17 protein-coding genes are annotated in these 20,124 nt (G+C 75.1%); 6 read left to right on the top strand and 11 right to left on the bottom strand.

Annotated features, from left to right (window positions below):
* Positions 1-167 precede the first annotated feature (167 nt).
* Positions 168-2,096 (top strand): FHA domain-containing protein, encoded by a 1,929-nt coding sequence (locus ACPU2J_RS31685; protein ID WP_423834595.1) that lies wholly within the window; start codon positions 168-170, stop codon positions 2,094-2,096.
* A gap of 70 nt (positions 2,097-2,166) precedes the next feature.
* Here ACPU2J_RS31685 and ACPU2J_RS31680 read toward each other — a convergent pair whose 3' ends face one another.
* The 4 genes from ACPU2J_RS31680 to ACPU2J_RS31665 form a co-directional block, all read right to left on the bottom strand.
* Positions 2,167-3,984 carry a methyltransferase gene (locus ACPU2J_RS31680; protein ID WP_423834594.1) on the bottom strand — a complete coding sequence of 606 codons (1,818 nt, stop codon included), beginning with the start codon at positions 3,982-3,984 and terminating at the stop codon, positions 2,167-2,169.
* A 219-nt stretch (positions 3,985-4,203) separates the two neighbouring features.
* Entirely contained in the window at positions 4,204-5,421 is a 1,218-nt protein-coding gene (locus ACPU2J_RS31675; protein WP_420078555.1) for a 4-hydroxybenzoate 3-monooxygenase, read from the bottom strand.
* Between the two features lie 103 nt (positions 5,422-5,524).
* The gene (locus ACPU2J_RS31670) at positions 5,525-5,662 is read right to left on the bottom strand and encodes a hypothetical protein (RefSeq protein WP_420078556.1); all 138 of its coding nucleotides are present in this window, start codon (positions 5,660-5,662) and stop codon (positions 5,525-5,527) included.
* Between the two features lie 233 nt (positions 5,663-5,895).
* The gene (locus ACPU2J_RS31665; protein ID WP_420078557.1) at positions 5,896-6,453 is read right to left on the bottom strand and encodes a YceI family protein; all 558 of its coding nucleotides are present in this window, start codon (positions 6,451-6,453) and stop codon (positions 5,896-5,898) included.
* 384 nt (positions 6,454-6,837) lie between these two features.
* On the opposite strand from ACPU2J_RS31665, the gene ACPU2J_RS31660 reads away from it, so the two are divergent.
* The 3 genes from ACPU2J_RS31660 (at position 6,838) to ACPU2J_RS31650 (ending at position 10,115) form a co-directional block, all read left to right on the top strand.
* A complete protein-coding gene (locus ACPU2J_RS31660; RefSeq protein ID WP_420078558.1) occupies positions 6,838-7,488 on the top strand; it encodes a hypothetical protein in 651 nt (216 codons plus the stop codon).
* An 8-nt stretch (positions 7,489-7,496) separates the two neighbouring features.
* The gene (locus tag ACPU2J_RS31655; protein WP_423834593.1) at positions 7,497-9,716 is read left to right on the top strand and encodes a M48 family metalloprotease; all 2,220 of its coding nucleotides are present in this window, start codon (positions 7,497-7,499) and stop codon (positions 9,714-9,716) included.
* 135 nt (positions 9,717-9,851) lie between these two features.
* Positions 9,852-10,115 (top strand): hypothetical protein, encoded by a 264-nt coding sequence (locus tag ACPU2J_RS31650; protein WP_389071329.1) that lies wholly within the window; start codon positions 9,852-9,854, stop codon positions 10,113-10,115.
* Positions 10,116-10,150: 35 nt separating this feature from the next.
* Here the strand turns inward: ACPU2J_RS31650 and ACPU2J_RS31645 are convergent, their stop codons facing one another.
* The 3 genes from ACPU2J_RS31645 to ACPU2J_RS31635 form a co-directional block, all read right to left on the bottom strand.
* On the bottom strand, positions 10,151-12,067 hold the full coding sequence (locus ACPU2J_RS31645) for a potassium channel family protein (protein WP_420082288.1): 1,917 nt from the start codon (positions 12,065-12,067) through the stop codon (positions 10,151-10,153).
* 106 nt (positions 12,068-12,173) lie between these two features.
* Positions 12,174-13,202: a sigma-70 family RNA polymerase sigma factor gene (locus tag ACPU2J_RS31640; RefSeq protein ID WP_423834592.1), complete on the bottom strand. Its 1,029-nt coding sequence runs from the start codon at positions 13,200-13,202 to the stop codon at positions 12,174-12,176.
* A gap of 10 nt (positions 13,203-13,212) precedes the next feature.
* Positions 13,213-14,436, bottom strand: a complete 1,224-nt coding sequence (locus ACPU2J_RS31635) for an NAD(P)/FAD-dependent oxidoreductase (protein WP_423834591.1) — start codon at positions 14,434-14,436, stop codon at positions 13,213-13,215.
* A 308-nt stretch (positions 14,437-14,744) separates the two neighbouring features.
* On the opposite strand from ACPU2J_RS31635, the gene ACPU2J_RS31630 reads away from it, so the two are divergent.
* On the top strand, positions 14,745-16,007 hold the full coding sequence (locus ACPU2J_RS31630; protein ID WP_420078562.1) for a S8 family peptidase: 1,263 nt from the start codon (positions 14,745-14,747) through the stop codon (positions 16,005-16,007).
* Positions 16,008-16,058: 51 nt separating this feature from the next.
* On the opposite strand, the gene ACPU2J_RS31625 is transcribed toward ACPU2J_RS31630, so the two are convergent.
* From ACPU2J_RS31625 to ACPU2J_RS31615, 3 genes are all read right to left on the bottom strand, one after another.
* Positions 16,059-17,303, bottom strand: a complete 1,245-nt coding sequence (locus tag ACPU2J_RS31625; RefSeq protein WP_423834590.1) for a PP2C family protein-serine/threonine phosphatase — start codon at positions 17,301-17,303, stop codon at positions 16,059-16,061.
* A gap of 59 nt (positions 17,304-17,362) precedes the next feature.
* Entirely contained in the window at positions 17,363-17,827 is a 465-nt protein-coding gene (locus ACPU2J_RS31620; protein WP_420078564.1) for a hypothetical protein, read from the bottom strand.
* Positions 17,828-17,936: 109 nt separating this feature from the next.
* Positions 17,937-18,932 (bottom strand): magnesium and cobalt transport protein CorA, encoded by a 996-nt coding sequence (locus tag ACPU2J_RS31615; protein ID WP_420082289.1) that lies wholly within the window; start codon positions 18,930-18,932, stop codon positions 17,937-17,939.
* A 192-nt stretch (positions 18,933-19,124) separates the two neighbouring features.
* Here ACPU2J_RS31615 and ACPU2J_RS31610 point away from each other — a divergent pair, with 192 nt between their 5' ends.
* Complete coding sequence (locus ACPU2J_RS31610; RefSeq protein WP_365071449.1) at positions 19,125-19,397, top strand: WhiB family transcriptional regulator; 273 nt, start codon at positions 19,125-19,127, stop codon at positions 19,395-19,397.
* A gap of 137 nt (positions 19,398-19,534) precedes the next feature.
* Here the strand turns inward: ACPU2J_RS31610 and ACPU2J_RS31605 are convergent, their stop codons facing one another.
* Positions 19,535-20,026 (bottom strand): DoxX family membrane protein, encoded by a 492-nt coding sequence (locus ACPU2J_RS31605; RefSeq protein ID WP_420078565.1) that lies wholly within the window; start codon positions 20,024-20,026, stop codon positions 19,535-19,537.
* Between the last annotated feature and the right edge of the window lie 98 nt (positions 20,027-20,124).

Here is a 20,124-nt window from a genome sequence, read left to right as displayed (position 1 = left end):
GAGATGAACCGAACCGGTCGCACCGACGTGTCAGTGCCGTACGGGTGACACCTGGCCGGACCGGCCGCACGGGATCACGCCGTATACGGGGTGGTTGGAATCTTCACAAGGAGTGTGCTGTGCCATCGGTCATCGTAGGTCGCACGGGTCCCTTCACGGGGCAGAGCGTGGTGCTGGGCGATGCCCCCCTCACGTTCGGGCGCAAGAGCGACAACGGGGTCGTCATCGTGAGCCCCAGCGCGTCCCGGCTGCACGCCGAGATCGTCGCGGAGGACGCCGGGTTCGTCCTCTACGACCGCGACAGCAGGAACGGCACGTACGTCAACGACCAGCGCGTGGCCCGCCACGTGCTGCGCCCGAACGACCTGGTGCGGATCGGCGAGGAAACCTTCCTCTACGAGGCGCAGGACTCCGCGGAGACGGTCGTCGTCAACCTCTCGCAGCTGGACCTCCCGCGCCTGGCCCCGGCCACCGCAGACCCGGGGGTGCTGCGGGTCACGATCACCGGCGGGGGGCCGGTGGGGCTCGCCTTCGCGCTCGCCCTCGACGAGATGCTGCCGGGCCGGGTGGCGATCACCCTCTACGACGGCCGGTGGACCCGTCGGGGCACCACGGTCGTCTGGAAGGGCGCCGAGGAGGGCAACGTCCGCCGCCTGCAGGTGGTGACGGTGCAGAGCCGGCAGTACCTCGCGCTGTCTCAGGAGGTCCGGGAGGCACTGTTCGACCGGCCGTCCGAGTACTCGGAGATGTGGCCGGTGGGTCCCGACTCGGTCGAGGGCAACCCGCCCCGCAACATCCGGATCGCCTACATCGAGGACCGGCTGCTGGAACTCGCCAACACCAAGGCGTCGATCCGGCTGGTGCCGAAGCGCTTCGACCCGGTGGAACAACGCCACCGGCTCGCCCAGGAGCACGTCCTGGCCGTCTGCGAGGGCGGCCGCTCCCGCACCCGCGAGCACTTCGCCGACCGCTTCGGCGCGGCCGACGCCTCGATCTACTCCCTCGACGGCGAGCACCTGCAGGACGTCGTCCTCGGGCTGCGCGTCACCTCGGCGCTGCCGGACCCGATGAGCGTGCTGCTGACCGTCTCGCAGAACCGCTTCCTGCTGAACTCCCTGCGCGGCGAGGGCTTCCTGAACATGCGGCTCACCCGCGAGGAGGCCCGCCAGGTGATCGGCATCGACCCGGTCCGCCACGTCTTCGAGGAGTGCATCGCGGCGCGGCCCTGCCTGATGAGCCGCGAGGAGGAGGACAACGAGTTCCGCTGCCCCACGCACGGGACGCTCTTCCTGCCCGCACTGCTGCGCAGCTCGCCCCTGTGGAAGGAGATCCGGCAGGGTCTGAAGCTCTTCGGCGTGGCCGAGGAGGACCTGTCGGCGATCACCTCCTTCCGCCTGGACATGGTGCAGCGCCCGCGGTTCACCGCCCAGTTGAGCCGCCCGACGGCGACGAGCCCCGGCACGTACGGCTTCCTGCTCGGCGACGCGGCCAACGCCATCCACTTCTGGCCGGGCCGGGGCCTCAACAGCGGCCTCGCCTCCGCCACTTCCCTCGCCCGCTCGCTGAGCCGGGCCTGGCGGGGCAGACCGCTGCGCGACGCCGACTTCATCCGTCACGAGGCCGCGATGTCCATGCTGCAGTACCGGCACAAGAGCCGGGCCTGGAACGCCATGGTCACGACCGACGACGGGGGCGTGACCCGTGCGATCAGGGACGTGATCGCCGACAGCGCGCACGCCCCGCACGGCGCCGAGGTGTCCGGCGGATCCGGCGGGTCCGACGTCGACGCGCTGGTGGCCCGTACGGCCGCGATCCGCGAGCGGCTCGCGCCCCGGATGCCCGGCCTGCCCACGGACGACGAACTGCGCGCCCACCTCTCGCAGATCGCCCCGGCCACCGTGCGCACGCTCCTGGAGAGCGGCGCCTGGGACACCCTGATCGTCGGCGGCGAGGAGGCCGACATCGACCTCTTCTACCAGGCGGACTCACCGGTGTACGTGCCCCGTCCCGCGGACCCGAGGCTCGCCGCGCCGGAGCAGTCCGGCGCCCCGAACCCGTACGCCGTCCTCGCCCCGCCCGCCCCCGTCCCCACCTGAGCCGCCACCCGGGCCCGGTTCACCACCGGGCCCGGGTGGCGGCACCTGCCGACGGCCGCCGGTGTCCGGGTCAGCCCGTGGGGTCCTTGCGGGCGTGCAGGACGTGGGCGTCCAGGGGCAGTGGCGTACGGTCCAGCAGCTCCAGTCCGGCGTCGGCGAGGAGGGCGGCGTAGTGTCCGGCGGTGCGTTCCCGGCCGCCGACGTTGCACTTCATGTGGAGGTCCCAGGCCGTGGCCAGCGACGGCGACCCGTCGGCGGGCAGGAGCCGTTCGACGATCAGCAGGTCGGCGTGGGCGGGCATCGCGCGGGCGCAGTGGCGCAGGATCTCGCGGCACCGGTCGTCGTCCCAGTCGTGCAGGACGCGGGAGAGGACGTAGACGTCGCCGCCCGCGGGTACGTCGGCGAAGTCCCCGCTGCGGAACTCGCACCGGGCGGCGCAGCCCATGGCGTCGAGCGAGCGGCGGGCGGCGTCGACGGCGTGGGGGCGTTCCAGGAGCGTGCCGCGCAGGGTCGGGTGGGCGGCGAGGACGCGTCCGAGGAGCTCCCCGTTGCCGCCGGCCACGTCGACGACCGTGGCGGGGCGGGTGGAACGGGCCGCGGCGGTGATCACGGGATGTCCGGGGAGCGGCTCGAACATGCGCGTACTGGCCGCCATGGACCGGTCGAAGAGGTCGGCCAGGGCGGGATCGGCGGCGAAGTGGTCGAAGTGGTTCTCCCCGAAGAGGTGGTCGAAGGCGGGCTCGCCGGTCCGCACGGTGTGGTCGAGTGCGGCGAAGGAGCGGTAGAAGGGGCCCGCGTACATCAGGGCCAGGGGGCGCATCGAGCCGGGCGCGTCGGCCCGCAGCAGGCGCCCGACCGGGGTGAGCCGGAAGCCCTCGGGCCGTGCGTCGGCCCGCTGTTCGCCGTCCGGCGTGACGACGCCGAGCATCGCGAGGTAGCGCAGGAGGGTGCCGAGGCTCTCGGGGTGGGTGCCGGTGCGGCGGGCGAGTTCGACGGTACTGGTGGTGCCGATGGTGCCACTGGTGCCGTTGGGGTCCGCTTCCATGGCTTCGGGCAGGCGCAGGCGGGCGAACCCGGCGAGGGCCTGTGTGGTCCACGCCCCTGTCAGGAGGTGGAGGAGCGTTTCGGCATGCCCGTGCGCCGCGGGACTTCCGGCGAGGTGGGTGTCCAGGACGTCGCGGTGCTCGCCCGGCGCGTAGAGCTCCAGCCTCCGGTAGCCGCACGCGGCGCCGGCGGGGGTGGTGAAGTAGAGGACGGTGCCGTCCTCGTGCGCGTTGTACCCGCCGCCGTCGGGGCGCGCGCCGTACCGGGCGAGGAGCGCGCACAGTCCGCGCAGCACCAGCGCGTCGGGGCGCTCCAGGGTGAAGGCCAGATGGGCCTCGTGGTCGCGGGCGCGCTCGTACGCGGCGAGCGGTACGAGGTCCGAGCCGTCGGGGACGGTGAGGGCGAACACCTCCACCGTGCGCGCTTCGCCCGCCGGGCCGGGGACGTGGGGGCGCAGGATCCGGACGTCCAGTGCGGCCGCGTCGCGGCCGTGGCGGCGGGCGAGCCGTTGCCGTACGACGACGCTGGGGTGGGACGGGGTGTCGGCGGCCAGTCCGCAGTCGTCGAAGGTGTCGCGCAACTGCCGGGCGTCCGACGGGAAGAGGAGCAGGCCCGCGTGGGCGAAGCGGCAGTGCGCGGCGAGGGAGTCCAGCTCGGTGCCGTGCAGGCCGGGGAGCAGCAGGGGGAGCAGCGTGGCCGCGCTGCGGTGTTCGCGAACGAAGGCCGCCGCGGCGCGCAGCCGGGCCGCGTCGTCGTGCAGCATCGTTTCGCCGGTGGACCCGGTGGCGAGGGGGCGGGCCGCGGCGGGGACGCGGGAACAGTCGGGGAGGGTCGTGGTCGTCACGGAGGTGTCCTCAGGCCGGTGCCGGGTCGGAGACCGGGGCACGTTGGGGGGTGTGGAGCGGGGCGTGGGGGCAGCGCCCGGCGGGGCCGGGCGGAGCAGGTGGGGGGCTGCAGGCAGGCGGGGCGGGCGGGCCGGACGGGGCCGCGGTCGGGACCGGGCCGTTGGCCGGACCGGACCGCGCCGGACCGGTCCGGGCGGGTGGCCGGAGCGGACGGTGGGTCAGACGCCGACGTAGTTCTCGGCGAACCAGACCTGGTGGGCGCGGGAGGTGCGCAGCGAGTCGAGGCGGGCACGCCTCAGGGAGGCGTGGAAGGACGGTCCGCCCGGCCGGTCCGGGCCCGGGAGGTCGTGCAGCAGTCCGGTCATCCAGTGGGTGAACTCCCGGGCGCGCCAGATGTGGGCCAGCACGCGCACCGAGTAGCGGTCGAGTGCCGCGTCGTCGCCGTGGGCGAGTGCGTCGGTCAGCGCCTCCGCCAGCGCCTCCGCCGCCAGGACCGCGAGGTTGGCCCCCTTCGCGGCGGCCGGGGCGGTCAGCCCGGCGGCGTCACCGGCGAGCAGGAGGGAGCCGTGGCGCAGCGGTTCGACCACGTCGCACGCCAGGTCGACGACGCCGCGCTCGACGATCGCGCCCCTGCGCAGCGGGCCGTGTTCCGCGGCGCGCATCCGCAGGTCCAGTTCGTCCCAGATCTGTTCGTCGGTCCAGGCGTCGGCGGGGGCACCGCGCCGGCACTGGAGGTAGTAGCGCGTGATGCGCGGGCTGCGGGCCATGTGCCCGGCGAAACCGCGGTCGTGGACGGCGTAGCCGACGGCGTCCAGGCTGGGCGGGGCCTCGGCGAGGAGGCCGAGCCAGCTCACTCCGTGGTCGTGGTGGTGGAGCGTGGTGCCGGGGGGCAGCGAGCGGCGCGCGGCTCCGTGCCGGCCGTCGCAGCCGGCGACGTACCGGGCGTTCCACCGGGTGGGGCGGTCGTCGTCCGCTCCCCTGGTGAGGACGTACGGCCGCGGGCCGTCGGCGTCGTGGACGGACAGGGCCTCGGTGCTGAAACGCATCCTCCCGCCGGCCCCGAGATAGGCCTCCAGCAGGTCGGACACGAGGTCCTGTTGCGGGTAGACGGTGTGCGGCTCGCCGTGGCCGAGGGCGCCGTAGTCGAGCCGGAAGCTGCCCTGGCCGGTGCGGAACTCGCAGGTGCCGTGCGTGCTCCCGTGGCGGTGCAGCCCGTCGGCGAGACCGTGGCGGTCCAGGATCCGCACGGTGTTCGGGGCGAGGAAGCCGGCCCGGGCGCGGGTCCGGACCTGTGCGGGGGTGGTGCGTTCGACGACGACGCAGTCGATCCCGGCGGCGAGCAGGAGGTTGCCGAGCACCAGGCCTGCGGGTCCGGCGCCGAGCACGACCACGTCGGCGGAATCGGGTAAGGCGGGGGAAGGACGGGTTTCTGTCATGGCGCGGGAATCATAAGCAGGCCGGAAACCCGAAGACGATCATGAATCATCCCTCCGCATGAATAGAATGATGATCTCCGCGAGGAACCGGAACATTGCGCTTTCACCGCGGCTCGATGATCACGACCGGCGCGTCCGCCTCCGCCCGCGCCCGCGCCCGGTCGCACGCTGCCGCGACCTCCTCGAAGGTCCATTCCCGGTACAGCCGCTCTCCGTGGGCATCGGTGATGTCGATGCCCACGCGGGTCCACTCCTCGGCGGGCCGTTCGGGGACGAGCCCCCTCGCGTCCGTGGCGCGCAGTGCGTCCGAGGCCTCTGACAGGGCCCGGTCCGCCGGTTCCCGCAGCGGGGCCGGGGAGCCGGGCCGCGCGCGGCGGCCCGGTCCCGGCCCCGGACGACCCCGCCTCGCGCCCTCGCCCCGTGACCTCGGCACCGGCACCGGCACGGCGGAAGGGCGCGCTTCCCCTGCCCGCGCTACTCCTGCTTGATCGCGGAGATGTCGAATTCGAGGACGACCTTGTCCCCGACCAGCACGCCGCCGCCCTCCAGGGCCGCGTTCCAGGTCACGCCGAACTCCTTGCGGGAGATGGTGACCGAGCCCTCCAGGCCGACGCGCCGGTTGCCGAAGGGGTCCGTAGCGGTGCCCGTGTACTCGAAGTCGATGCTGACGGGGCGGGTGGTGTCCTTGATGGTCAAGTCACCGGTGACGCGGTACTCGTTGTCGGAGCCCGGCTCGACCGACGTGGTGCGGAAGGTGATGTCGGGGAAGTTGGGGGCGTCGAGGAAGTCGTTGGTGCGCAGGTGCTGGTCACGCTGTTCCACACCGGTGTCGATGCTCTCGGCCTTGATCACCACCTGCGCGGTGGAGCGGGCGGGGTCGGCGCCGTCCAGCCGGGCCGTGCCCTCGAAGGCGTGGAACGCCCCGCGGACCTTGGTCACCATGGCGTGCCGGGCGACGAAGCCGATCCGGGTGTGGGCGGGGTCGAGGACGTAGTCCCCCGTCAGGTCGGCGAGGGTGGGGCTCGTGGTCAAGGTGCCTCCGTGGTCCTGGATCCCGGCGGCGGTCCGCCGGGATCGTTGCGGGGCCACGCTAGGGCGTCGGTGCGCCCCGGCACGGGCGGACGCACGGGCGACCCCCGGAGTGCACCCCGACGGGACCACGCGGCGGCGCACCCCGGCCACCGCCCCGCCCGCCGGGCAGGCGGACGGCCCGGCGGCCCCCGGGGCAACTCCCGCGCCGCATGGGAGTCCTGCGGGTCCGAACACCGTCCGGGTGTGTCGGAACCCTCCTCGGCCCGGGGCAACGAAATCCCTTGCCAGGCGACGCGAACGCGCCACACACTGATTGACGCACCGTAATCATGACATCCCTACGAGTGATGATCACATCGTGACGCAAGGGGCTGACATCCGCACATGGCAACACGATCCACACCGGAAACGGACCTGGAGCAGCCGTCCGGACGACTCTCCGGACAGCGCCGGGAACTGGCGCAGGACCTCGCACGGCGCGTCGTGGTCGGCCTGGCACCGGGCGAGGCGCAGCGCTTCGAGCAGCGGGCTCGGGCCCACTTCCGCCGGCGGCTTCCCTGGCGCGGCCACCGCACGACACGTTTCGACGTACTCGGCGTCCCCTCGGACCTGCTGACGCCCACCGTCCTCGCAGTGGCCACCGCCCTGTTGGGGGCCGTGTCCACGGAAGTGGTCGGAGGCCTGTCCCGGCGGGCCCGGCGCCGACGCCGGCAGGCCGCTCTTCCTCCCGCGCCCCCGGCCGCCGCACCCCAGCCCACCGTCGCCGACCTGGCCCGCTGGCACGCCGTCGCCATGCGGGCCGCCCCGCCCCGGGTGCCGGAGGAGCTCGTCCGGCGGGTCGTCGACGCCGCGCTGGCCGACCTCGTCCGGTCACTGGGCGGGGACACCGGCCCCGTCCTCCCCGGGCAGACGACCGGGGAGGTCGCCTCGGGCCCGGCCCCCGCCGCGGATCCCCCGCAGCCGCCGGATCCCCCGCGGCCGCCCGGGCCGCCCGGGCCTCCTGCCGCCGACGGGCCGCGTCCGACCGAGGGCTGACGGCCCCGGTGTTCGCGCGAGCACTGCTCTTCCTGTTCGCCCTCGTCTTCGCGGCCGCCGCCATCGGCCCCCTGACCGAATCGAAGCGCCACTACGACGCGGCCTGGTCCTACCGCTTCTGCGCCCGCCGCATCGAGCAGGAGCTCCTCCTCCAGCTCCCCCTCACCCCCGAGGAGTTGCCCCTCGCCACCGCGGACCCGTTCTGGCCTCGGGACATCGTCCCGGACCCCTACCGTCCCCTGGTCTCCCGGGCCGTTCTGCGGGAGTGCGGCGAGCGGCCCGTCGACCACCCCGAGCAGCGCGTCGCCCTGGCCGTGGCCGTGCTCGCCGGAGGCGGCTTCCTCCTCTACTGGCTGCTGCCCTACCTGACGATCCTGCGGTACGGCCTGACGCGGGAGCGGCCTCGGGAGCCCGGCACCGTCAACCCGGACGGCACACCCACCCTCTGCCTGGTCACGCCCGTACGGCACCTGGCGGCCGACACCGGGGTGACCGTGCACGCGGTGCTGTTCAACGCGGGCGACGACACGGCCAACGCCGTGGCCTTCGGGCACGTGGGCCGCCGGTACGTCGAACTGTCCAGCGGCATGGAGGACCTCCTCGTGAAGGATCCCCCGGCCTTCGACGCGGTCGTGCTGCACGAGCTCGGGCACATCCGCAACCGGGACCTCGACGTCACCCAGGGCGTCACGGCACTGTGGTGGGTGTTCGTCACGCTCGTCACGGCCACCTTCGGGCTCTCCCTCACCACGTACTCGGCCCAGGACAAGCACCTGCGCTCCCTGTGCATGCAGCTCCTGCTGCTCACCTTCCTCGTGTACGCGGCGCGCAACAGCTATCTGCACTCCCGTGAGCTGCACGCCGACGCGTTCGCGGCCGGCCGCCCGGCGCGGGGCACCGCCGGCGGGACCGTGCGACAGGCACTGGACCGGTTCCTCGTCCGGGTCGCCGGGGAACGTCCCGCCAAGAGGGTGGACACCTCCGCCTGGCCCTTCGCCACCCATCCCTCCCCGGCCCGGCGCAGGGCCTCGCTCGCCCGCCCGGTGCTCGCCGACGAGTTCACGGGGTGGGAAGCGGCGCTGATCGGCTGCATCCTCACCTTCGCCGCGAACCTCGTGACGGGTCACAGCCTCGACATGAAGATGTTCGGTCTGCGGATCGGCGTGCTCGACCTGGAGGGCATCGACCTCAACGGGGTGTACGTGCGGTCCGCCCTGCCGCTGCTCCTCGTCGCGGGGCCCGTCATCGCCCTGGGGCTGCGCCATTCGGTCCGCGACCCCGGCCGCTTCCCCTGGCGCCGGAGCGTCCCGTTCGCACGCCAGGCGGTGCTCGCCAGCTGCCTGTGGGCCGGCACCTGCCTGGGCTGCCTGCTGCGCCCGGGACCGCTGACCGAGACCCCTTCGCCCCACGAGATGCCCGTGATGCTGTGGCAGACGCTGACCGGGTCGCCCGCCCTGGGCCTGGCGGTGACCTGCACGGCGACCGTGGGCCTGTGCACGCTCGTGGCCCTGGGAACGGAGGCGGTGGCACCGCCCCGCAGGCCCGCCCTGCTGCTCCACGGCGCGTACGGTGCGCTCGTCACCGTCGCCTGGTTCCCCGCCGCGCTGCCCGCGGGCCTGCGGCCGTACTGCTACGCGGTGGTCCTCGCCCTGCCCCTCCTCGCCGCCGTGCCCCTGGTCCGCCCGCGGCGCCGCCCACCGGCCGGCGGTGTCCACCATCCGCCGGTGGAGGCGGAGTTCGGCCGGGGCACCGTGACCGGGGCATCGGCTCCGCTGCGCACCCGGGTCCTCGTCGCGTGCCATCTGGCGACCTTCGGCGTGAGCGCCTGGGCGCTCGTCCTGACGGGCCGGCTCCTGGCCTTCTCGGCGCCGCCCGCACCGCTGACCCTGGTCAAGACGCTGGGGCTGCTCCTGTTCGTCCTCGCCGTGGCCGGGGCGGCCCTCGCCCCCGACGACGCGGTCTTCCGCCGGCGCGTCCACGCGGCGATCTGCTGCTTCGGCGGTGTGGCGGTGCTCGCGTGCCTGGAGGGGATCGCGAACGGCACGCTGTCGCCCATGGTGTTCCTGACCCTGCTGGCACCGGCCTGCGCGGTGCCCAGGGCCTGCGAGGTCACGGCGGCGGCCCTCTACGACCTCCGGCACCGTCGCTCCGGGGTGCAGCGACCGCCGGGCTCCCCGCCCGCGGGGGCTGCGGAGCCGGCGGGTGCTTCCCCGGCGCGGGAGGAGTGAGCGCGGGACCGGCGCGCACGAGGTGCCCGCCCGGGAGCGGCCCTACGATGAGGGGACGACCGTCGACGGCGACGCCGGCGGCATCGCCGACATCCGGCGGCGGGAGGCCGCCGCGGATCGCCGATCGGAGGCGCCATGGGACCGGCCCTGCTCATCGCGGTCGTGATCGTCGCGGCCTTCGTCATCAGGACGGCCGTGGCCGAGCTCCGGCATCCCGGTGCGGGGAACGCCCGGTGGACCTCCTTGAAGGACACCCGGGCGCTGGCCGCGGGTGCGGTGACCGCCGGTGTCCTGGCCTGGCCGGGCTGGCTGCAGGGCGGGGCGGAGGGGCTCGTCTGGGCGGTGCTGGCCGCGGTCCTCGTCGCGTTCGTCGTGTCGAAGCAGAAGCCTGCCGGTTAGGGCCCGTACGGAGGGAAGCCCGGCCCGTCGGCGTCTCAGACCGTACGGCTGCGGGGCCCCGGGTCCGCCGGGCCGGGCAGGCGGCGCCCGAGGAGCTCCGCCAGGCCCCGCCGGGTGGCGGCCACGACGACCCGGTCCTGCGCCGTGAGGACGTAACCCGGATGCAGGTCCCAGACCAGGCCGGCCTCGGGCAGCCGGGTCTCCTCGGGCGTCGCCGACAGGTCGGGGCGCCGGTCCTCGGGTGCGCTGGTGTCCAGGGCGATCACGCGCCAGGCCCCCGGCCGGAAGGACTCCGCGATGGTCCGCCCCTCCAGCTGCGGATGGCCGGCCACCTCCAGGGCGGCGAACAGCAGCACCCGCCGCTCGACCGGGATGGCACCGAGTACCTGCCGGCCCATCATCGCGCTCGCGAAGGCCGGAGCCGCCAGGTGCGTCACGCTGCGGCTGCGGGTGAGCGCGCCGGGATGGGCCGCCCGCAGGGTGCGGTAGACGGCCGTGGCGAAGTCGTCCTCGTAGAGCCGCATCACGACCCGCAGGTCGGGCCGGACGGCCCGGGCGTACAGGGCGGCCTCAAGGTTCGTGATGTCCGCACTGGTCAGCGCGAGCAGGGCGTGCGCCCGGCTGACCCGAGCAGCTTCGAGCACGCCCTCCTCGGTCACGTCGCCGAGGACCACGGGCACGCGCAGCCGCCGGGCCAGCTCGATGCCGCGCGCCTCCGGGTCCGATTCCACGCACACGACGGGGATCTCCAGCTCCCGCAGCCGGGGCAGCACCCGCGCCCCGATCTTGCCGAGGCCCAGCAGGACGACGTGGCCCGAGGTCCTGCGGGGCGGCCGGCGCAGTGCGGTCGCGGTACGGAAGGCGCCGAGGGCCTCCAGGGCCGCGGCCACCAGGACCGGCAGCAGGAGCAGCCCCGTGAAACCGGCGAGGATCTGCAGGGTCTTGCGCTCGGGCGACTCCCCCACCGCGGGTTCGTTGATCGCGAAGAGGTCGAGGAGGGTGATGTACGCGGCGTGCACGGGGTGGTCGCCGGTCGTGATCCAGGAGGCCACCGCGAGGGCGCCGACGGCTGCGGTGATCGCGGCCAGGGACCACCGCAGCCGACGGGAGAACAGCGAGGCGACGGGGAACGCGGCCCCGGCCAGGCGGCCCGTGGACCCCGCGGGGCCGATGTGGGCGACGGCCTCCAGGGCCACGGTGCCGCGGCCGGTCGCGGCGGCGACCGCCCGGTCGTCCGGCAGCAGCTGCGGCCCGCGCGCGCCGCTGAGTTCGGAGCCCTCCGCTCCGGCCGGGTCCCCCGTGGTCGCCGAGAGCAGCGCCAGGGTGCACAGTCCCGGGTCGGCGACCTCTCCCCGGCCCGGCGGCGTGCGTTCCACGGCGCGCAGCAGGAGCCCGTCCGCCTGCACGATCTTGCTGGTGCCGGCGACGGCGGACGCGGCGAGGGCCGGCGCCGCGGTGTCCGCGTCGGAGAGGACCGTGGTGGAGGCGTCCAGCTCCCGCAGGTCCAGTCCGGGCTCGGCGATGATCGCCGCCTGGTCGAGCAGGCCCTCCAGGTGCTGTCCCAGCTTGCGGTTGTAGAGCCGGATCACCAGCCGGAGCCGGGGGTTGAGCCGGCGGGCCACCAGGGCGGCCCGTACGTTCGCCTCGTCGTCCTCGTACACCAGCGCGAGCGCGGCCGCGCCGGCCACACCGGCCGCGGTCAGCGCCTCCTCGTCGGGTTCGGCCGCCTCCACCACCCGCAGGTGCGGGTCGGCCGGCTCGGCTCCCGGGAGCCGGGGGTTCCTGGCCACCGGTACGCGGCCCAGCAGCCCCAGGGCGCGGCCGGGCCGGCGTCCCACCTCGGGGGGCCGGCTCCGGTCCACGGGCACGACGAGGGTGACCCGCTCGCGGTACACCTCGCGCAGCTCGCCGGCCAGCCGCCTGGCCAGTCCGTCGTCGCCGCAGACGACCATCCGGCCTTCGGGCGGGGGGAGTTGGGATCGTGAAGGATGTGACACGGATCAAGGATGCCGTGCGGCACCGACAGCCCGCCCGGCGAACCGGCGCCGCGGTCCGGTGTCACCACCGGGCGATCAGCGGCGCGTCCGGTCCGCGGCGCCGCCACGCCTCGGCGAGCCGGGCCAGCCGGGCGGGGGCGGCGATGCCGCGGACGGTGGCGACCCTGCCGTGCGCGATGTCGAACGCCACGGCTCCGCGTACCTGTTCGCCGACCACGAAGAGCAGGCACGGGGCTGCGTTGACCACCGCGTAGTGCACGGCGGGCGTGCCGCCGGCGAGTCGCCGCTTCGCCGGGGTCGGCCGGAAACCGGCCCGCGCGACGGCAGCCACCCGCAACGGGGTGTCGTACCGCAGCAGCGTCCTGGCCGTGCCGCCGGCTCCGTCGGACAGGGCGATCGCGTCGTCGGTGAGCAGGGCCACGAGCCGTTCCGTGCGGCCCGAGGACGCGGCGGCGAGGAACTCCTCCACGATCCTGCGGGCCGACGCCGGGTCGGCCGCGCCGCCGCGGCGCGCGGCGGTGACGCGGAGCCGGGCCCGGTGCAGGTGCTGCTGGCTCGCCGACTCGGTGATGTCGAGGATCTGCGCGATCTCGGCGTGCCCGTACGCGAACGCCTCGCGCAGGACGTAGACGGCGCGCTCCCGGGGGGCGAGCCGTTCCATCAGGGTGAGCACGGCCAGGGAGACCGATTCGCGCTGCTCGGCGGTCTCGGCCGGGCCGAGCATCGGGTCGCCGTCGAGGAGGAGTTCGGGCAGCCAGGCGCCGGCGGTGCGTTCGCGGCGGGCCCTCGCCGAGCGGAGCAGGTCCAGGCACAGGTGCGTGACGACCTTGGTCAGCCAGGCCTCCGGTACTCGGATCCGCTCCCGGTCCGCCGCCTGCCAGCGCAGGAAGGCCTCCTGTACGACGTCCTCCGCGTCGGCGGCCGAACCGAGGAGCCGGTACGCCAGGGCGGCCAGCCGGCTCCGGCCGGCCTCGAACCGGGCTGTGTCCGAAGGGTCCGTGTCCGCGCGGGCGTTGTCCGGATGAGCGTCGTCCGTCCGGGCGTTGTCCGGGCCGTCCGTGTGTCCGCGCTCCACGGCGGCTGCGTCCATGCAGGTCACCCTACGCGGCCGCCCGTGCGGCGGAAACGGCCGGCGCGGCGGTCACGCGGTGCTTCCGCCTCGGCAGCCCGAAGGTCGGGTGGGAGGTGGCCCACAGCGACATGAAGACGATCACCGCCTTGATCCGTGCCGCGCTCCGGCCCCCCACGTACGCCGGCTTCGCCCGCGCCGTGCCGTCGACCGCTTGGAGGATGCCGTCCCGGCGTCCGAGGCTGATGTGGTTGCCCACGTACTCCATCCTCGTGTCGGGGATCCTGCGGCCGGTCAGGGCGCCCACGATCGCGGCCACGGCCCGCATGCCGGTGTAGCCGGCCGAGGCGCAGGACATCGGCAGCGGCCGGCCGTTGTCCCCGAGGGCGCAGGCGCTGTCGCCGACGGCGTAGACCTCGGGGTGGGAGAGGGAGCGCATCAGGTGGTCGACGGCGATCCGCCCGTCCGCGGCCGGCCGCAGCCCTGCGGCGGCCGCGACGGGCTCGGCCTCGAACCCGGCCGCCCACACCGTCGCGTCACAGGCGAGTACGGCGCCGCCGGCACACAGCACCCGCTCCGCCTCCACGGCCTCGACGGTGGTGTGCTCCAGCACCGTGACGCCCAGCCGGTCGCAGGCCCGGCGCAGGTGTCCGCGGGCGCCCGCGGACAGCGCGGCGCCCAGCTCGCCCCGGGCGACCAGGGTCACCGACAGGCCGGGCCGGCACTCGGCGATCTCGGTGGCCGTCTCGATGCCGGTCAGCCCGTCGCCGACGACCAGCACGCTCCCGCCCCCACGCCGAGCGCCGAGCTCGCCTGGGGCCTCCAGGGCGTCCATGCGCTCGCGCAGGCGCAGCGCTGCGGGCCGGGACGTGACGTCGAAGGCGTGCTCCGCCACACCGGGGACTCCGTGGCCGGCGAGACGGCTGCCGAGCGCGTGGACGAGCGTGTCGTAGCGCAGCTCGCCACCGCCGTCGGCGTCGGCCACGACGACGGTCCGGCGCGCGGGGTCGAGGTCGGTGACCCGGCCCAGGCGCAGCCCGATGCCCGTTCCGGCGAAGACGTCGGCGAGCCGGGGCGCCTCGATGTCCCGGCCCGCGGCCAGCTGGTGCAGCCGCAGCCGCTGGACGAAGTCGGGTTCGGCGTTGACCACGGTGATCTCGACGTCCGCCCGGGACAGCCGGCGGGCCAGGGTCCCCGCGACGTGGCAGCCTGCGTAGCCGGCGCCGAGGACGACGATGCGGTGCTTCTGCTTCATGAGGTGCTCCCTGCGGATCGGGACGGGACGGGTCGGGGCGGGAAGGGGACGGGCCCGGGGCGGATGGCGGCCGGGTTCCCGGTGGCGGTTCTCGACGGATGAGCGGAGCAGCCCGCCGGTTCCTGACAGGAATGCGGTGGGACCTGCGTCACCGCGGCGGGCGGAAGGCCCGCGCGCCGCGGACGGCGTACTCCGGCGCCACCGGGCGTCACCGTGCGCCCCTGGCCGCGTTGAGGGGTGCGCAGGAGCACGCACCCGCACCCCGGATCCGCCGGGGGCGGCCACCGCCCCCTTCACCGGAGTCCGTCGTGTCCGTCCCGTTCCGCCGCCCGTACCGCAGGACGACCGCCCTCGCCGTGACGGCCCTGGCGGGTGCGGCGGGCGCCGCGATCGCCCTCGCCGCCGGACCCGCGGACGCCCGACCTGCGGCCGCCGGTCCCGCACGCGGTGAGGTCCGTACCGCCGAGGACGCGGTGCCCGGCCGCTACGTGGTGGTGTTCGCGCGGGGAGCCGGGTCGTCCGTACGGGACGCGCCGGCCGGGGACGCCGGGCGGCGGGCCGCCGCGGCGGCGGCCGCGCGCACCGCCCGCGTCCACGGCGGCAGCGTCCGCGCGGTCTTCGGTACGGCCCTGCGGGGCTACGCCGCCCGGATGACCGCGGCCCAGGCGGCGCGGGTGGCTGCCGATCCCTCGGTCGCCTACGTCCAGCAGGACGGGACGCACCCGGCGTCGTCGGGCCGGGCCGAACCGCCGTGGGGCCTGGACCGGGTCGACCAGCGCGGGCTGCCGCTGGACGGGAGGTACGCCGCCGCCGGGACCGCGGCGAACGTCACCGTCTACCTCGTGGACAGCGGCCTGCGCACCACCCACGCGCAGTTCGGCGGGCGGGCGAGCATCGGCGTGGACACGGTCGGCGACGGCCGCGACGGGGCCGACTGCACGGGGCACGGCACGCACGTCGCCGCCACGGTGGGCGGCAAGGACTTCGGCGTGGCCAAGGGGGTCGGGCTGGTGGCCGTCCGGGTCACCGACTGCCATGACCGGGCCGCCACTTCGGCGATCATCGCGGCCGCGGACTGGATCACCGCCCACGCCGTGAGGCCCGCCGTGGTCACGATGAGCGTCAACGGCGCGGCCAACTCCGCCGAGGACGAGGCCATCGAACGTTCCATCGCCTCGGGGATCACCTGGGTGGTCTCCTCGGGCAACGGCGGCACCGACGCGTGCGACAACTCCCCCGGCCGGATCGGCGCGGCCCTCGTCGTGAACAACTCGACGGCCGACGACGTCCGCCGTCCGGACTCCAACTTCGGCCCGTGCACCGACCTGTTCGCGCCGGGGACCGGGATCCTGTCGGCCGGCCACCAGAGCGACACCGCGGAGCGGACGCTCAGCGGCACGTCGATGGCCGCTCCCCATGTGGCCGGCGCCGCCGCCCTGTTCCTCTCGGCGCATCCCGGGGCCGCACCCGCCGAGGTGCACCGGGCGCTCGTCGCGGCCGCCACCACCGGAGCGGTGCGCGGCGCCGGCCCCGGCACCCCCGACCGGCTGCTCTTCACCGGCGGCTCGTGACGCCCCGGCCCGGGAGGCGGGGCGGTGCCGGGGTGGCCGGCGGGTCGCGGGTCAGTCCGCCTCGGGGTGCCATTCCGCGAGCAGGAGGGTGGCGTCGTCGCGGAGCCTGGTCCGCTGGTGCGCGAGGAGGTTCTGGATGAGGCGGCGCAGCGCCTCGGGGGACGCCTCGCCCTCGGTGGCGGAGCGGATGACGGCGTCGGCGAGGCGTTCCTCCCCGAAGAGGTCGCCGCCCGGCGAGCGGGCCTCGGTGACGCCGTCGCTGTAGACGAGGACGCGGTCGCCCGGCTGAAGGCGCTCGTGGTGCAGGGTGGGCGGCTGCTCGGTGTGGAAGCCGAGCCCGAGCGGGAGGTGCGGGGTGCGCTCCAGGATGCGGGGCAGCACCCGTCCCTCGCGGACCAGGAGCGGCGGCGGGTGCCCGCAGTTGATCCACGAGAGGCGGCCGGTGCGGGTGTCGAGGTTGGCGATCACCGCGGTCATGAGGCGCCCCGGGATCCACTGGTCCAGGGTGCGGTCGATGGCCGTGGCGATCTCGGGCAGGGAGCCGCCGGCGCGGCGGGTCGCCCGGCAGGTCGCCAGTCCGATGGCGCTGGCGCCGCCGGAGGCGAGGTCGTGCCCCATCGCGTCGAGCAGTGTCAGGTGCAGCGCGTCGTCGTCCAGGCTGTGGTCGAAGGCGTCACCGCCGACCTCGTAGGCGGGCTCCAGCACCGCCGAAGAGGTGACGGACGCGGTGCCGATGGTCCGCGGCGGCAGGAACGCCCACAGCAGTTCGGCCTGGACGCTCATGGGGCGGGCGCGCTCGCGGGTGACCAGCAGGTCGCTGTGGAGCGACTTGGCGACCACCAGCAGGGCCGCCAGGTCCGCCAGCGCCGCGCACGCCTGCAGCGTCGCGGGGTCGAGGCGGGGCCCGGTGACGCGCAGGACGCCGACCCGCTCGACCCCGTCGATCATCGGGATGTAGGCGACCGTGCCGTCGCGCGCCTGCTGGATCTGGTGGGTCCGGTAGGCCAGCCCGGCCAGGGACGCGTCGACGTCCAGCTCCTCGCCCTCGGCGTCGGAGCCGGGCCGGGGCAGCGCGACGAGGCGCAGCTGCTGGAGGTCCGCCACGTAGAGGCGGGTGTCGGCGACGCCCAGGCGGCGTGCGGCCGCGTCGACGAGGGACGGCATCCGTCGGGCCGTGACCAGGTGCGCGCCGGCCAGCACCTGTGCCAGTCCGGCCTCGGTCGCGTCCGCCCGCACATCGCTCCGATCCTGGTGCGCACCGCCGGACACCGAGGCGGCCGGCCCTGTCGTCCCCATCCTCCCCCGATCCCCCGCGCACCGCCCGCCGCCCTGCCGGAGACGGCCGGACCACACGCCTAGGGCGGCGACCCGGGGTCTCCCGGCGGGCGGGCGGTGTGGTCGGGGTGGCCGACGGTGCGGCGCGCCTCCTTCATCTCCGCCTCGTGGAGGTGGTCGCGGCCGGCCGCCAGGGCCTCCCGCGCCTGCCGTTCGAGGTCGCGGAAGGGCTCGTAGTAGGTGCGGTTGTACGCCTCCACGACCTGGAAGGTCCAGTGGCCCGGAATGACATTGCGGCCCAGGACCTCCCGCGCGACCCGGTCCGCCCATTCCCCGTGGCCTGCTTCGCGCAGGAGCCGCACCGCCCGGTCCAGCTCCAGGTCCGCCGTCCCGGTCAGCTGGTGGAACCCGTAGAGGTGGCCGCGGGCCCGCTCCACCGTCTCCAGCGCCTTCGACAGCGAGCCCAGCGCCTCCACCGTGGCGTCACCGACCCCCTCGGGGCGTACGTGGGCGCGGTCCGGGCCGTCTGCGTCGCTCGTGGGCATACGGGGGACATGCCCCGCCCCGCGCGCCGGGTAAGCCCCGTCGGCGTCAGGCCCCCCGAACGGACCAGCCTCCTCGGGCAGGGGCGGGGGCGTCCCTACGGGGGCGTCCCTACAGCCAGCCGTTGCGCCGGAAGGCGCGGTGCAGGGAGCCCGCGGCGAGCACCATGAGGGCGACGGCGAGCGGGTAGCCGTAGGACCAGCGCAGCTCCGGCATGTGCTCGAAGTTCATGCCGTACACCCCGGCGACCATGGTGGGGACCGCGAAGATCGCCGCCCACGCGGAGATGCGCCGCATGTCGTCGTTCTGCCAGGTGCCCACGCGGGCCTGCTGCGCGCCGAGGACCGAGTCGAGCAGTTCGTCCAGGGTCCGCACCTCCAGGTCCGTGCGGTGGAGGTGGTCGGCGACGTCCCGGAGGTACGGGGCGATCTTCGGCTCGGGGTGCTCCCGTGCCGGGCCGCCCGGGAGGCCCTGGGCCACCGGGACCAGCGGCTGCACGGCGTCGCGGAACTCGCGGACCTCGCGCTTGAGGGAGTAGATGCTCTCGGTGTGGTCCACGCGGGTGGTCGAGAAGACCTGGTCCTCCAGCCGGTCCAGGGTGGCGCGCACCCTGCGCGCGGCGTCGCTGTACGCGTCGACGGCGACGTCGAGCACGGAGTGCACGACGGCCCAGGGGCCGAGGCGCAGCATGTCCGGGTCGGCGTGCAGCCGCCGGGCCGCCTCCGCGCACGGGTCGATCGGCCCGTGGCACACGGTGAGGACGCTGCGCGGGCCCGCGAAGATCATGACGTCGCCGGTCTCCACCGCCGTCTCCTCCTCCACGTACCGCAGGGTCTTCAGGGCGACGGCGAGGACGTCGCCGAACCGCTCGCTCTTGGGACGCTGGCGTCCGTGCAGCGCGTCCTCGACGGCCAGCGGGTGCAGGTCCAGTTCCGTGGTGAGCAGAACCAGTTCGGCCTCCGACGGGTCGGCGAGCCGCACCCAGGCGAACTCGGCCGTCCCCAGGGTCCGCAACCGCTTCAGGGCCGACCTGCAGCCGTCCTCCGGCAGCTCGCACTCGACGTGCTCCGAGAGGCCCGAGGCCTGGTCGTAGATGACGCACTCCATCTCCCGCACATGCTTCGCCGTCGCCGTTTCATGCGCCCGCGCCCCGCATTCGTCGGGGCGGGTGCCGTGGCGCCGTCACGCCGTGACGCCGTACGGACTCACCCGCCGTCAGGAGTGGTGGGCCCGGGTGGGTTTCAGCGGGGCGAATGCGAACAGACGTGCTCGCAGAACACCGATGCCAAGGAGCCACCGATGCCGAAGTCCTCCCTCCTCCCGGCCCCCCTGCTGCAGAACTGGGCCTGGCAGGCCCACGCGGTCTGCCGCGAGGTGGGGGCGGAGCCGTTCTTCTCCGCGGCGGAGGAGGGGCGCAGGGAACGCCGGGAGCGGGACGAACAGGCGAAGTCGGTGTGCGGGTCCTGCCCCGTGGTGAAGGTCTGTCTGCAGCACGCGCTGGCCACGCGCGAACCCCACGGTGTCTGGGGCGGCCTGACGGCCCGCGAGCGCCGCCGCCTCCTCGTCCCGTAGACACGCCGGCGGCGGGGGCGCGACCGCGACGACGGAGCGCCGGAACACCGGACGTGACGCGGTCGACCCCATGTTCAGCTCCCTGTGCGGGTGCTCGTGCGGCCCCCTCCCGCGAAGGGTAGGAGGTGCCCGCGCCGTCATGACCGCAGGCCGCCGCCGGGCGTGTGCTTCGCCGCCGCTTTTGCCGAACGGCGCAGCGCGTGGCGGGAGCGGTGGGCGAGCGAGGGCTTGCCGTGGGTGTCGGCCGCGGCGATCAGCAGGCCGCCCAGCGCGGAGAGGTCCGTCAGGAGGCGGGCGCGCTGCCGGGCGCGTTCGTCCGGGTCCTCCGGCGTCCGGTGGGCGTGCGCGGCCAGTGAGGTCGGTACGAGGGTGGCGGCGAGGGTCAGCGCGGCCAGCCGCGGGGCACGCCCCGTCGCGAGGAGCAGTGCGGCGCCGGCCTGGACGGCGCCGGTGGCACGCAGGAGGTGGCGCGGATCTCCGTCGAGCGCCGGGAAACGGGCCCCGACCGCCTGGACGACGGGGCGTACGGAGTCCACGGCAGCGGCGTCGGGGTGGCGCAGGGCGTGCAGGCCGCCGGTGACGAACGGGGCGGCGAGCAGGGGGCGGGCGAGCTTTCGCAGTACGGCCATGCTCCGCTGCTGCCCGGACGCCGCGGGTTCATCCGGGCCCCGTCCGGTCCGCCCCCGCCAAGTCCGCCCGCGCGGATCGGGCGGCGGCTCGCATCCGG

Source organism: Streptomyces manipurensis (genome assembly GCF_049570255.1).
GTDB classification, from domain to species: Bacteria; Actinomycetota; Actinomycetes; order Streptomycetales; family Streptomycetaceae; genus Streptomyces; species Streptomyces manipurensis.
This window is presented reverse-complemented; position numbering and strand designations above follow the sequence as displayed.